The organism is Streptomyces sp. NPDC002057, assembly GCF_040296665.1.
GTDB lineage: Bacteria > Actinomycetota > Actinomycetes > Streptomycetales > Streptomycetaceae > Streptomyces.
Genome location: NZ_JBEOXR010000020.1, coordinates 39,511 through 52,726 on the forward strand (window position 1 = coordinate 39,511; position 13,216 = coordinate 52,726).

The 13,216-nt window shown below is 67.8% G+C and carries 12 protein-coding genes and 1 tRNA gene; 10 read left to right on the plus strand and 3 right to left on the minus strand.

The genetic code is table 11. From position 1 onward, the window contains the following. Positions 1-3: 3 nt before the first annotated feature. Positions 4-636, minus strand: a complete 633-nt coding sequence (locus tag ABT129_RS17850) for an NAD(P)-dependent oxidoreductase (protein WP_351901895.1) — start codon at positions 634-636, stop codon at positions 4-6. 86 nt (positions 637-722) lie between these two features. On the opposite strand from ABT129_RS17850, the gene ABT129_RS17855 reads away from it, so the two are divergent. Further along, complete coding sequence (locus ABT129_RS17855; protein WP_351901897.1) at positions 723-1,319, plus strand: TetR/AcrR family transcriptional regulator; 597 nt, start codon at positions 723-725, stop codon at positions 1,317-1,319. Here the strand turns inward: ABT129_RS17855 and ABT129_RS17860 are convergent. Both ABT129_RS17860 and ABT129_RS17865 read right to left on the minus strand, forming a co-directional pair. Further along, on the minus strand, positions 1,312-2,367 hold the full coding sequence (locus tag ABT129_RS17860) for an adenosine deaminase (protein WP_351901899.1): 1,056 nt from the start codon (positions 2,365-2,367) through the stop codon (positions 1,312-1,314). The two genes, ABT129_RS17855 and ABT129_RS17860, sit on opposite strands and share 8 nt — an antisense overlap. A 129-nt stretch (positions 2,368-2,496) precedes the next feature. Then, positions 2,497-3,723 carry a pyridoxal phosphate-dependent aminotransferase gene (locus tag ABT129_RS17865; protein WP_351901901.1) on the minus strand — a complete coding sequence of 409 codons (1,227 nt, stop codon included), beginning with the start codon at positions 3,721-3,723 and terminating at the stop codon, positions 2,497-2,499. Positions 3,724-3,930: 207 nt separating this feature from the next. Between ABT129_RS17865 and ABT129_RS17870 the strand changes: the two genes are divergently transcribed. From ABT129_RS17870 to rpoB, 9 genes are all read left to right on the plus strand, one after another. Next, positions 3,931-4,003, plus strand: a tRNA-Trp gene (locus tag ABT129_RS17870). A gap of 104 nt (positions 4,004-4,107) precedes the next feature. Continuing rightward, positions 4,108-4,395 carry a preprotein translocase subunit SecE gene (secE, locus tag ABT129_RS17875; RefSeq protein WP_351901903.1) on the plus strand — a complete coding sequence of 96 codons (288 nt, stop codon included), beginning with the start codon at positions 4,108-4,110 and terminating at the stop codon, positions 4,393-4,395. Between the two features lie 44 nt (positions 4,396-4,439). Next, positions 4,440-5,354, plus strand: coding sequence for a transcription termination/antitermination protein NusG (nusG, locus tag ABT129_RS17880; RefSeq protein WP_351901905.1), 915 nt, complete (start codon positions 4,440-4,442; stop codon positions 5,352-5,354). Between the two features lie 159 nt (positions 5,355-5,513). Then, the gene (gene rplK, locus ABT129_RS17885) at positions 5,514-5,948 is read left to right on the plus strand and encodes a 50S ribosomal protein L11 (protein WP_015035536.1); all 435 of its coding nucleotides are present in this window, start codon (positions 5,514-5,516) and stop codon (positions 5,946-5,948) included. Between the two features lie 77 nt (positions 5,949-6,025). Continuing rightward, complete coding sequence (gene rplA / locus ABT129_RS17890; RefSeq protein WP_351901908.1) at positions 6,026-6,754, plus strand: 50S ribosomal protein L1; 729 nt, start codon at positions 6,026-6,028, stop codon at positions 6,752-6,754. A 119-nt stretch (positions 6,755-6,873) separates the two neighbouring features. Next, on the plus strand, positions 6,874-7,824 hold the full coding sequence (locus ABT129_RS17895; RefSeq protein ID WP_351901910.1) for an SCO4651 family lipoprotein: 951 nt from the start codon (positions 6,874-6,876) through the stop codon (positions 7,822-7,824). 250 nt (positions 7,825-8,074) lie between these two features. Next, entirely contained in the window at positions 8,075-8,605 is a 531-nt protein-coding gene (gene rplJ, locus ABT129_RS17900; RefSeq protein ID WP_315891554.1) for a 50S ribosomal protein L10, read from the plus strand. Positions 8,606-8,715: 110 nt separating this feature from the next. After that, positions 8,716-9,096, plus strand: a complete 381-nt coding sequence (gene rplL, locus ABT129_RS17905; protein ID WP_351901912.1) for a 50S ribosomal protein L7/L12 — start codon at positions 8,716-8,718, stop codon at positions 9,094-9,096. A 548-nt stretch (positions 9,097-9,644) separates the two neighbouring features. Continuing rightward, positions 9,645-13,127 (plus strand): DNA-directed RNA polymerase subunit beta, encoded by a 3,483-nt coding sequence (gene rpoB, locus ABT129_RS17910; protein WP_351901914.1) that lies wholly within the window; start codon positions 9,645-9,647, stop codon positions 13,125-13,127. Positions 13,128-13,216 lie beyond the last annotated feature (89 nt).

Here is a 13,216-nt window from a genome sequence, read left to right on the forward strand (position 1 = left end):
GCCCTAGTAGGCGACGCCCACACCCTGCTTGACCGTCGCCGGGTCGTCGATCATCGCCAGCATCGCGTGGGCCACGTCCGCGCGCGCGAGCGACCTGCCGCGGGGCGGGGTGCCGCCGACGACCGTGCGGTAGCGCCCGGTGACCTGCTGGTCCGTCAGCTTGGGCGGGCGTACGGAGGTCCAGTCCGCGGTGCTGGCGGCGAGGTCCGACTCCATGACCCGCAGGTCGTCGTAAGTGTCCTTCAGGACGGAGTTGACGATCGCGAGGACGGCTCTGTCGACCAGGGCCTGACCGTCCGGGACCGGGCCGAGCGGGGCCGCGCTGACCACCAGCAGGCGCCGCACCTTCTCCGCCTCCATGGCCGTGAGCACCGAGCGGGTCAGCCGGGCGGCGACGCCCGCGTCCCGCCGGCCGCGGGCCCCGAGACCCGAGAGGACCGCGTCCCGGCCCTTGACCGCCCCGCGCAGTTCCTCGGGGTCGGTCAGATCGGCGCGGAGGACCGTGAGCCGGGCGCCGGACGCCGTGAGCCCCGCCGGGTTCCGCACCACCGCCGTCACCTCGTGGCCCGAGGCCAGCGCCTGGCCGACGATCTCCCGGCCGATGCCGCCGGTCGCACCGAAGACTGTGAGCTTCATGTCGCACCCTCCCGGGGTGGGTAAGTGTTCACTCACCCCAGGGTGGGTGGATACTCACTCACGCGTCAAGCGTGGCTGGAGGATGCATGGAACAGAAGCCGACCCGGGTACGGATCGTCGACGCCGCCCGCGACCTCATGGGGTCCGTGGGGCTCGCCCGCACCACGACCAAGGAGATCGCCAGGGCCGCGGGCTGCTCGGAGGCCGCGCTCTACAAGTACTTCACCAGCAAGGAGGAGCTCTTCCTCGCCGTCCTCGGCGAGCGCCTTCCCCAGCTGGGCGGACTCCTGGGCACGCTCGTCGCCGACCCCGGCGGCCGTACCGTCGAGGAGAACCTCACCGAGATCGCCCGCCGGGCCGCCCTCTTCTACGAGCAGACCTTCCCGGTCCTCGCCTCCCTCTACGCGGAGCCGCAGCTCAAGCAGCGCCACGAGGAGGCCATGCGCACCTACGGCAGCGGACCCCACAAGCCTGTCGAAGGCCTCGCCGCCTATCTGCGCGCCGAGCAGCGGCACGGCCGCATCGCCGCCGACGCCGACCCGTTGGCCGCCGCGTCCCTGCTCCTCGGCGCCTGCGTCCAGCGCGCCTTCGTCTGGGAGGCGAGCCCGGACCGCAGACCGCCCGACTCCCTCGACGACTTCGCCCGCTCGATCGCCCGCACGCTGATCCGGGGGATCAGTTAGCGATCCAATCGTCGATCCCCGCGAGCAGCTTCGCCCGGATGCCCTGCGGCGCGGCCGAGCCCCGCACCGACTGCCGGGCCAGCTCCGCCAGCTCCGCGTCCGTGAACCCGTGGTGCCGGCGGGCGATCTCGTACTGCGCCGCGAGCCGTGACCCGAAGAGCAGCGGGTCGTCCGCGCCGAGTGCCATCGGCACCCCCGCCTCGAAGAGGGTCCGCAGCGGTACGTCCTCGTGCTTCTCGTACACCCCCAGGGCCACGTTCGACGCCGGGCAGACCTCGCAGGTCACCCCGCGCTCCGCGAGCTTGCGGAGGAGCCGCGGGTCCTCCGCCGACCGCACCCCGTGACCGACCCGCGCCGCCCGCAGGTCGTCCAGGCAGTCGCGTACCGAGGCGGGGCCCGTCAGCTCGCCGCCGTGCGGGGCCGCGAGCAGTCCGCCCTCGCGGGCGATGGCGAAGGCCCGGTCGAAGTCCCGCGCCATGCCCCGGCGCTCGTCGTTGGAGAGCCCGAAGCCGACCACGCCCCGGTCCGCGAACCGGACCGCGAGCCGGGCGAGCGTACGGGCCTCCAGGGGGTGCTTCATCCGGTTCGCCGCGACGAGCACCCGCATCCCGAGTCCGGTCTCCCGGGAGGCCGCCGCGACCGCGTCCAGGATGATCTCCAGGGCCGGGATGAGCCCGCCCAGGTGCGGGGCGTACGAGGTGGGGTCGACCTGGATCTCCAGCCACCCCGAACCGTCCCTGACGTCCTCCTGGGCCGCCTCGCGGACGAGCCGCTGGATGTCCTCGGGGGAGCGGAGGCAGGAGCGGGCGATGTCGTACAGCCGCTGGAAGCGGAACCAGCCGCGCTCGTCCGTCGCCCGCAGTCTGGGAGGCGTACCGCTGCTCAGCGCCTCGGGAAGGTGCACGCCGTACTTGTCGGCCAGCTCGATGAGGGTCGTGGGCCGCATCGAACCGGTGAAGTGCAGGTGCAGATGGGCCTTGGGCAACAGGGTGAGATCGCGGTAGTCGTTCGGGGGGTTCGGGGGGTGTCCCTCTGAAAAGGCCTGCATCGATCGATCCTGCCGCACCCGAATGGACCAGGGCACCCCCTTTCCCCGATCGGGACCTTGCTAGAACGCAAAAACGGGCCCCCGGTTCCGAAGAACCAGGGGCCCGGTGTCACCGGATGCGGGGACCGCTCAGTCGGTCGCCTCGGCGAGGAGCTTCTGGACGCGGGACACGCCCTCCACCAGGTCCTCGTCGCCCAGCGCGTACGACAGGCGCAGGTAGCCCGGCGTGCCGAAGGCCTCGCCCGGGACGACCGCGACCTCGGCCTCGTCGAGGATCAGGGCGGCCAGCTCGACCGAGGTCTGCGGACGCTTGCCGCGGATCTCCTTGCCGAGCAGCCCCTTCACCGACGGGTACGCGTAGAACGCGCCCTCCGGCGTCGGGCAGTACACGCCCTCGATCTCGTTCAGCATCCGCACGATGGTCTGGCGGCGCCGGTCGAAGGCGGTGCGCATCTCCGCGACGGCGTCCAGGTTCCCCGAGACGGCGGCGAGGGCGGCGATCTGCGCCACGTTGCTCACGTTGGACGTGGCGTGCGACTGCAGGTTCGTCGCGGCCTTCACGACGTCCTTCGGGCCCACGATCCACCCGACGCGCCAGCCCGTCATCGCGTACGTCTTCGCCACACCGTTGACCACGATGCACTTGTCGCGCAGCTCGGGGACGATCGCGGGGAGCGAGGTGAACTTCGCGTCGCCGTAGACCAGGTGCTCGTAGATCTCGTCGGTCAGGACCCACAGGCCGTGCTCGACGGCCCAGCGGCCGATCGCCTCGGCGTCGGCCTCGGGGTACACCGCGCCGGTCGGGTTGGACGGCGAGACGAAGAGGACGACCTTGGTCCGCTCGGTGCGGGCCGCCTCCAGCTGCTCGACGGAGACCCGGTAGCCGGTGGTCTCGTCGGCCACGACCTCCACCGGGACACCGCCCGCGAGGCGGATCGACTCGGGGTACGTCGTCCAGTACGGCGCCGGGACGATGACCTCGTCGCCCGGGTCGAGGATCGCGGCGAACGCCTCGTAGATGGCCTGCTTGCCGCCGTTGGTCACCAGGACCTGGGAGGCGTCCACCTCGTAGCCGGAGTCGCGCAGCGTCTTGGCGGCGATGGCGGACTTCAGCTCCGGCAGACCGCCGGCCGGCGTGTAGCGGTGGTACTTCGGGTTCTTGCAGGCCTCGACGGCCGCGTCGACGATGTAGTCCGGGGTCGGGAAGTCGGGCTCACCGGCGCCGAAACCGATCACCGGGCGCCCGGCGGCCTTGAGGGCCTTGGCCTTGGCGTCGACGGCGAGGGTGGCGGACTCGGAGATCGCACCGATCCGGGCGGAGACCCGACGCTCGGTGGGAGGGGTAGCAGCGCTCATACGGCCCATCGTCCCAGACCGCTTCAAGGCCCGGCACACAGGTTTCACGGACCGGACAGGAACGGTCATTCCCGGTCGTACGCGCGTCCGACAGCAGGTCGGTCGCGGTTCCTGTTCGACGCGGGGCCCTCCGACCACGTATGCTCACTGCTCGTTGGCCCGCACCGACCACATCTCACGATGCGGTAGGTTGAGGGACACCAACAAAGGGTCGTAGCTCAATTGGTAGAGCACCGGTCTCCAAAACCGGCGGTTGGGGGTTCAAGTCCCTCCGGCCCTGCTACACACACCGCCAGGTGTTGTGCGCATGTACGTACTTCATTGCACCGCCGTGCGGCTCCATCCCGGGCGCGGCACGGCCGACCCGGAATCAGGTGAGAGATCGTGACGGACGCCGTAGGCTCCATCGACATGCCTGATGCCGATGACGAGGCCTCCGAGTCGAAGAAGAAGTCCCGTAAGGGCGGCAAGCGCGGAAAGAAGGGCCCCCTGGGCCGTCTCGCGCTCTTCTACCGACAGATCGTCGCAGAGCTCCGCAAGGTCGTCTGGCCCACGCGCAGCCAGCTGTCGACGTACACCACCGTGGTGATCATCTTCGTCGTCATCATGATCGGCCTCGTTACCGTGATTGACTATGGCTTCCAGGAAGCAGTCAAGTACGTCTTCGGCTGACTTTTTGTTCCACCCCATCTGTATCGCAGGAAGAAGCAGCCACCGTGTCTGACGCGAACCTGAACGACGCCTTCGAGTCCGAGTCCGTCGAGGACGAGCTGGACATCGTCGAGGCCGCCGACGAGGACCAGGCCGACGCTGCTGACGACGCTGCCGGCGAGGCCGCCGAGGAAGCCGCCCTCGAGATCGAGGACGAGGACCAGGACGAGCCGGAGACCGACGAGGACGCCGACGACGCCGAGGGCGACGACGACGAGACCGTCGAGGACGAGGACACCGAGGACGCCGAGGACGAGGACGCCGAGGAAGAGACCGACGAGGAGGCCGAGCCGGCCGCCCCGGTCGACCCGGTCGCCGCGCTCCGCGAGGAGCTGCGCACCCTCCCCGGCGAGTGGTACGTCATCCACACCTACGCGGGCTACGAGAAGCGCGTGAAGGCCAACCTCGAGCAGCGCGCCGTCTCGCTCAACGTCGAGGACTTCATCTACCAGGCCGAGGTCCCCGAGGAAGAGATCGTCCAGATCAAGGGCGGCGAGCGGAAGAACGTCAAGCAGAACAAGCTTCCCGGCTACGTTCTCGTCCGCATGGACCTGACGAACGAGTCCTGGGGCGTCGTCCGCAACACCCCCGGCGTCACCGGCTTCGTGGGCAACGCCTACGACCCGTACCCGCTGACCCTGGACGAGATCGTCAAGATGCTCGCCCCGGAGGCCGAGGAGAAGGCCGCCCGCGAGGCCGCCGAGGCCGAGGGCAAGCCGGCTCCGGCCCGCAAGCTGGAGGTCCAGGTCCTGGACTTCGAGGTCGGCGACTCGGTCACCGTCACCGACGGCCCCTTCGCCACCCTCCAGGCGACGATCAACGAGATCAACCCCGACTCGAAGAAGGTCAAGGGCCTCGTCGAGATCTTCGGTCGCGAGACCCCGGTCGAGCTCAGCTTCGACCAGATCCAGAAGAACTGAATCTCATAGGTTTCCGACCAGGTCAGAGTGGCTCTCGCAGCCGCTCTGACCTGCTCGGTTTTTAGCCGCGCGTCTATACCCGTTATCGTTGTGCGGTATGCCTCCATCCGGATGACCGGATGGCGGGCTGAACACTCTCACTAGGACCCGGAGAGAGCAATGCCTCCCAAGAAGAAGAAGGTCACGGGGCTTATCAAGCTCCAGATCAACGCTGGTGCGGCCAACCCGGCCCCGCCGGTCGGTCCCGCGCTGGGCCAGCACGGCGTCAACATCATGGAGTTCTGCAAGGCCTACAACGCCGCGACCGAGTCGCAGCGTGGCATGGTCGTGCCGGTGGAGATCACGGTCTACGAAGACCGCACCTTCACCTTCATCACCAAGACTCCGCCGGCCGCCAAGCTGATCCTCAAGGCCGCGGGTGTGGACAAGGGCTCCGGCGAGCCGCACAAGACCAAGGTCGCGAAGCTCACGGCCGCCCAGGTCCGCGAGATCGCCACGGTCAAGCTCCCCGACCTGAACGCCAACGACCTTGACGCCGCGTCGAAGATCATCGCCGGCACCGCCCGTTCCATGGGCATCACGGTCGAGGGCTGATCACCCCCCTCGTGACCTAGTGGTAGGGCCGGCGCGGCCCGCACCACGACTCCATACCTGAACCAACAGGAGCAGAAGTGAAGCGCAGCAAGGCTCTCCGCGGCGCGGACGCCAAGATCGACCGGGAGCGGAACTACGCCCCCCTCGAGGCCGTCCGCATCGCCAAGGACACCGCCACCACGAAGTTCGACGGCACCGTCGAGGTCGCCTTCCGCCTGGGTGTCGACCCGCGCAAGGCCGACCAGATGGTCCGTGGCACCGTGAACCTTCCGCACGGCACCGGCAAGACCGCCCGGGTCCTGGTCTTCGCGACCGGTGACCGTGCCGAGGCCGCGATCGCCGCGGGCGCCGACATCGTCGGCTCCGACGAGCTCATCGACGAGATCTCCAAGGGCAACCGCCTGAACGAGTTCGACGCCGTGGTGGCCACCCCGGACCTCATGGGCAAGGTCGGCCGCCTCGGCCGCGTCCTCGGCCCGCGTGGTCTGATGCCGAACCCCAAGGTCGGCACCGTGACCCCCGACGTCGCGAAGGCCGTCAACGAGATCAAGGGCGGCAAGATCGAGTTCCGCGTCGACAAGCACTCGAACCTGCACTTCATCATCGGCAAGGTCTCCTTCGACGAGACGAAGCTGGTCGAGAACTACGCCGCGGCTCTGGAGGAGATCCTCCGTCTGAAGCCGTCCGCCGCCAAGGGCCGCTACATCAAGAAGGCGACCCTGACGACGACGATGGGCCCCGGCATCCCGCTGGACTCCAACCGCACCCGCAACCTCCTCGTCGAGGAGGACCCGGCCGCGGTCTGAACCCCATCGGTTCACTGAGTGGTCGACAGGCCCCCGCCTCTCCTCGGAGAGGCGGGGGCCTGTTCTTTGTTACGGTTCGAGGGACGACGAAGACGTTGATCAAGGGGTGGGGAACACTCATGAACATGTCCACGTGGAAGCGCACGGGCGTCGCCCTGACGGCCCTGGCCGTGGCGACGGGGGTCGCGGGCTGTCAGGACGGCGACGGGAAGGCGGCCGAATCGCCCGCCAAGCCGCAGACGCAGAGCCTGGAGGCCGCCACGAAGGTCATCCGGGCCGCGTACGCGAAGACCTCCGAGGCCAAGGCCGCGAAGATCCGGATGACGATCGAGATGAAGGGCGCCGGCCTCGGCTCCGGCACCACGACGATGACCGGGGTGCAGGCCTGGAACCCGGCCGCGATGGACGTGACCATGTCCGGCGGCATGTTCGCCGACGCGGGCGCGGCCGGAATGCCCGAGAAGATCCGCATGATCATGCGTGACAACGTCATGTACATGGACATGGGCGCCGAGCAGGCCGCCGAGATGGACGGCAAGCGCTGGATGAAGATGGACTTCGCCGGGATGGCGAAGGAGTCCGGCGACGCCGCCCTGCAGAAGCAGATGACCCAGGGCCTGGGCGGCATGAACCAGGACCCGGCCCAGCAGCTCGCGCTCCTCCTGGAGGCCCCGGGCATCAAGCACGTAGGCCCGGAGAAGGTCGAGGGCGTCGAGGCCCAGCACTACAAGGGCTCGATCGCCTTCGAGGACATGCTGGACGCCAACAAGGGCCTGGAAGGCCTGCCCGAGGCGGACCGCGACAAGCTCGTCGCGACCATGAAGGACTCCGGGATCAAGGGCTACGACACCGAGCTCTGGGTCGACGGGGACGGCTACCCGGTCAAGATGGTCGTCGGCATGAAGATGCCCGAGGGCTCGATGAACATGACCGCGTTCTACTCGGACTACGGCACCGAGACCGCGGTCGAGGCACCGCCGGCCAAGGACACCTTCGACTTCATGGAGATGCTGAAGGGCATCGGTGAGGGCCTCGGGGACGGCGCCGACGCAGGCCTCGGTCAGGGCTGATTTGCCCCGGGGCGACCCGGTCACGTACTCTTCCGACGAAGCCAAAGACCGCTGGTCGTCACTGTGCCGTCAAGGTGCGGTGGCCGAAGGATTCGCTGAGACGCGAACGACCCGCGTAGGTGATCGTGGAAGAGTTCCCTGGTCCTTGTGACACGGTTGAGCTGAGCCCCGAGCGCCTGCGCTTGGGGCGTTTTTGTTGTGGCAGCCCCTTCTGAGCGGTCCTCATCACCCGGAAGGAGGCCGACGCTCTATGGCAAGGCCCGACAAGGCTGCCGCGGTAGCCGAGCTTGAGGACCAGTTCCGCAGCTCGAACGCCGCCGTGCTGACCGAGTACCGGGGTCTCACCGTCGCGCAGCTCAAGACGCTGCGTCGTTCGCTCGGTGAGAACGCCCAGTACGCCGTGGTGAAGAACACGCTGACCAAGATTGCGGCCAACCAGGCCGGGATCACCGCGCTGGACGAGCACTTCGCTGGTCCGACCGCGGTCGCCTTCATCACCGGTGACCCGGTGGAGTCGGCGAAGAGCCTGCGTGACTTCGCCAAGGACAACCCGAACCTCATCATCAAGGGCGGTGTCCTTGATGGTAAGGCGCTCTCCGCCGATGAGATCAAGAAGCTCGCGGACCTCGAGTCCCGCGAGGTTCTGCTCAGCAAGCTGGCCGGCGCGTTCAAGGGCAAGCAGTCTCAGGCTGCCTCGCTCTTCCAGGCGCTGCCGTCGAAGTTCGTCCGCACCGCGGAGGCGCTTCGCGTCAAGCTCGCCGAGCAGGGCGGTGCCGAGTAATTCGGCTCGCGCATTGATCCGCGCCGCCTAGTGCGCGGGTCGCAGCGGGCCGTTACGCCCGCCTCTCTATACATCCGGCACCTGCCGAATTAGTGGAAGGATCGCCCATCATGGCGAAGCTCACCCAGGACGAACTCCTCGCCCAGTTCGAGGAGCTCACCCTCATCGAGCTCTCCGAGTTCGTGAAGGCCTTCGAGGAGAAGTTCGACGTCACCGCCGCCGCGGCCGTCGCCGTTGCCGGCCCGGGCGCCCCGGCCGCCGCCGAGGCCGTCGAGGAGCAGGACGAGTTCGACGTCATCCTCGAGGGTGCGGGCGACAAGAAGATCCAGGTCATCAAGGTCGTGCGCGAGCTCACCTCCCTGGGCCTCAAGGAGGCCAAGGACCTCGTCGACGGCACCCCGAAGCCGGTCCTCGAGAAGGTCGCGAAGGAGGCCGCCGAGAAGGCTGCCGAGTCCCTCAAGGCCGCCGGCGCCTCCGTCACGGTCAAGTAAGGCCGTTTCGGCTCGCTGAGCTGACTCCTGCCCCCGTGTAACGCGGGAGCACCGAAAGGCGATCACCCTTGTGGGTGGTCGCCTTTCGGCGTTCCCCGGGAAGGGCGTGGCGGGGGGCCCGAGGGCCGCCGGGAGCGGAGTATGGTGATCTTCGCCGTGCGCCCCGCAGACCGGGGGGCCTTGACGAACCGCACGCAGCGCGCAATTCTCAGGACGCGTCGTCACAACGATCCGTTTCCGAGGCATGGATCGACGACTGAACGGGCAGTATCGAGGTGCGCCGCACGGCGCGAGGTACCGCGGAGTTGAGAGCAACGAGGGTCGCGAATTATTCGCCCTGGACATCAGTGAGCCAAGTGGCTACACTGACCCTTTGCGCTGCCTGTTAGCTGCCCCCTGCCCGTCACCAGGGGCATACCTTCGCATCCGCTTCTCGGACCGACCCCGTCTGACCTGGCCATTCGGTCATCTCAGGAAAAGTCTGCCGTGAAGCATTGCTGGGGACCGGTACGCGCGTAGTGAGTCCGAGCCCTCGGAAGGACCCCCTCTTGGCCGCCTCGCGCAACGCCTCGACCAATACGAACAACGGCGCAAGCACCGCCCCGCTGCGCATCTCTTTTGCAAAGATCAGGGAGCCCCTCGAGGTTCCGAACCTCCTCGCGCTGCAGACCGAGAGCTTTGACTGGCTGCTCGGCAACGCCGCCTGGAAGGCTCGCGTCGAGGCTGCCCTTGAGTCGGGACAGGACGTCCCCAGGAAGTCCGGCCTGGAAGAGATCTTCGAGGAGATCTCGCCGATCGAGGACTTCTCCGGGTCGATGTCGCTGACCTTCCGCGACCACCGCTTCGAGCCGCCGAAGAACTCGATCGACGAGTGCAAGGACCGTGACTTCACGTACGGCGCCCCGCTCTTCGTCACCGCCGAGTTCACCAACAACGAGACCGGCGAGATCAAGTCCCAGACGGTCTTCATGGGCGACTTCCCGCTCATGACGAACAAGGGCACCTTCGTCATCAACGGCACCGAGCGTGTCGTGGTGTCGCAGCTGGTCCGTTCGCCGGGTGTCTACTTCGACTCCTCCATCGACAAGACGTCCGACAAGGACATCTTCTCGGCCAAGATCATCCCGTCCCGGGGTGCCTGGCTGGAGATGGAGATCGACAAGCGCGACCTGGTCGGTGTCCGCATCGACCGCAAGCGCAAGCAGTCCGTCACCGTCCTCCTCAAGGCTCTCGGCTGGACCACCGAGCAGATCCTCCAGGAGTTCGGCGAGTACGAGTCCATGCGCGCCACCCTGGAGAAGGACCACACCCAGGGCCAGGACGACGCGCTGCTCGACATCTACCGCAAGCTGCGTCCGGGAGAGCCGCCGACCCGCGAGGCCGCTCAGACGCTGCTCGAGAACCTCTACTTCAACCCGAAGCGCTACGACCTCGCCAAGGTCGGCCGCTACAAGGTGAACAAGAAGCTCGGCGCCGACGAGCCGCTGGACGCCGGCGTGCTCACCACCGACGACGTCATCGCCACGATCAAGTACCTGGTCAAGCTCCACGCGGGCGAGACCGAGACGATCGGTGAGAACGGCAACGAGATCGTCGTCGAGACCGACGACATCGACCACTTCGGCAACCGTCGTCTGCGCAACGTCGGCGAGCTCATCCAGAACCAGGTCCGCACGGGTCTGGCTCGTATGGAGCGCGTCGTGCGTGAGCGCATGACCACCCAGGACGTCGAGGCGATCACGCCGCAGACCCTGATCAACATCCGGCCGGTCGTCGCCTCCATCAAGGAGTTCTTCGGCACCAGCCAGCTGTCGCAGTTCATGGACCAGAACAACCCGCTGTCGGGTCTGACGCACAAGCGTCGTCTCTCGGCGCTGGGCCCTGGTGGTCTGTCCCGTGAGCGGGCCGGCTTCGAGGTCCGAGACGTGCACCCGTCCCACTACGGACGCATGTGCCCGATCGAGACCCCCGAAGGCCCGAACATCGGTCTGATCGGTTCGCTCGCCTCGTACGGCCGCGTCAACGCGTTCGGCTTCATCGAGACGCCGTACCGCAAGGTCATCGACGGTACGGTCACCGACGAGGTCGACTACGTCACCGCCGACGAGGAGGACCGCTTCGTCATCGCGCAGGCCAACGCCGCGCTCGACGACGAACTGCGCCTCACCGAGAACCGCGTCCTGGTCCGCAAGCGTGGTGGCGAGGTCGACTACGTCGAGCCGTCGGACGTGGACTACATGGACGTCTCGCCGCGCCAGATGGTGTCGGTCGCGACCGCCATGATCCCGTTCCTGGAGCACGACGACGCCAACCGTGCCCTCATGGGCGCGAACATGATGCGTCAGGCCGTTCCGCTGATCAAGTCCGAGGCCCCGCTCGTCGGCACCGGCATGGAGTACCGCTGCGCCACCGACGCCGGCGACGTGCTCAAGGCCGAGAAGGACGGTGTCGTCCAGGAGCTCTCCGCGGACTACGTCACCGTCGCCAACGACGACGGCACGTACATCACGTACCGCCTGCACAAGTTCTCGCGCTCGAACCAGGGCACCTCGGTCAACCAGAAGGTCGTCGTCGACGAGGGCGACCGTGTGATCGAGGGCCAGGTCCTCGCCGACGGTCCCGCCACCGAAGACGGCGAGATGGCGCTCGGCAAGAACCTGCTCGTGGCGTTCATGCCGTGGGAGGGTCACAACTACGAGGACGCGATCATCCTGTCGCAGCGCCTCGTGCAGGACGACGTCCTCTCCTCGATCCACATCGAGGAGCACGAGGTCGACGCCCGTGACACCAAGCTCGGCCCGGAGGAGATCACCCGGGACATCCCGAACGTCTCCGAGGAGGTCCTCGCGGACCTCGACGAGCGCGGCATCATCCGTATCGGTGCCGAGGTCGTCGCCGGCGACATCCTCGTCGGCAAGGTCACGCCCAAGGGCGAGACCGAGCTGACGCCGGAGGAGCGCCTGCTCCGCGCGATCTTCGGTGAGAAGGCCCGTGAGGTCCGTGACACCTCGCTGAAGGTGCCGCACGGCGAGATCGGCAAGATCATCGGCGTCCGCGTCTTCGACCGCGAGGAGGGCGACGAGCTTCCCCCGGGCGTGAACCAGCTGGTCCGCGTCTACGTCGCCCAGAAGCGCAAGATCACCGATGGTGACAAGCTCGCCGGCCGTCACGGCAACAAGGGCGTCATCTCGAAGATCCTGCCGATCGAGGACATGCCGTTCCTGGAGGACGGCACCCCGGTCGACATCATCCTCAACCCGCTGGGTGTCCCGTCCCGAATGAACCCGGGACAGGTCCTGGAGATCCACCTCGGCTGGCTCGCCAGCCGCGGCTGGGACGTCTCCGGTCTCGCGGACGAGTGGGCGCAGCGCCTCCAGGTGATCGGCGCCGACAAGGTCGCCCCCGGCACCAACGTCGCCACCCCGGTCTTCGACGGTGCGCGTGAGGACGAGCTCGCGGGTCTGCTGAACCACACCATCCCGAACCGCGACGGCGAGCGCATGGTGCTCCCGACCGGTAAGGCGAGGCTGTTCGACGGCCGCTCCGGCGAGCCGTTCCCCGACCCGGTCTCGGTCGGTTACATGTACATCCTCAAGCTCCACCACCTGGTCGACGACAAGCTCCACGCCCGTTCGACCGGACCGTACTCGATGATCACCCAGCAGCCGCTGGGTGGTAAGGCCCAGTTCGGTGGCCAGCGCTTCGGTGAGATGGAGGTGTGGGCGCTGGAGGCGTACGGCGCCGCTTACGCCCTCCAGGAGCTGCTGACGATCAAGTCCGACGACGTGACCGGCCGCGTGAAGGTCTACGAGGCCATCGTCAAGGGCGAGAACATCCCTGAGCCCGGCATCCCCGAGTCCTTCAAGGTGCTCATCAAGGAGATGCAGTCCCTGTGCCTCAACGTGGAGGTGCTGTCCTCGGACGGCATGTCCATCGAGATGCGCGACACCGACGAGGACGTCTTCCGCGCAGCGGAGGAGCTCGGCATCGACCTGTCCCGGCGCGAGCCGAGCAGCGTCGAAGAGGTCTGACGGGAGTTCGGTCGGGGACCCGGCGTTTCACCGCTGAGTCCCCGGCCGGCCCCAGGACCCCCGTATCAGACCCCAAGCCTTACAACCCT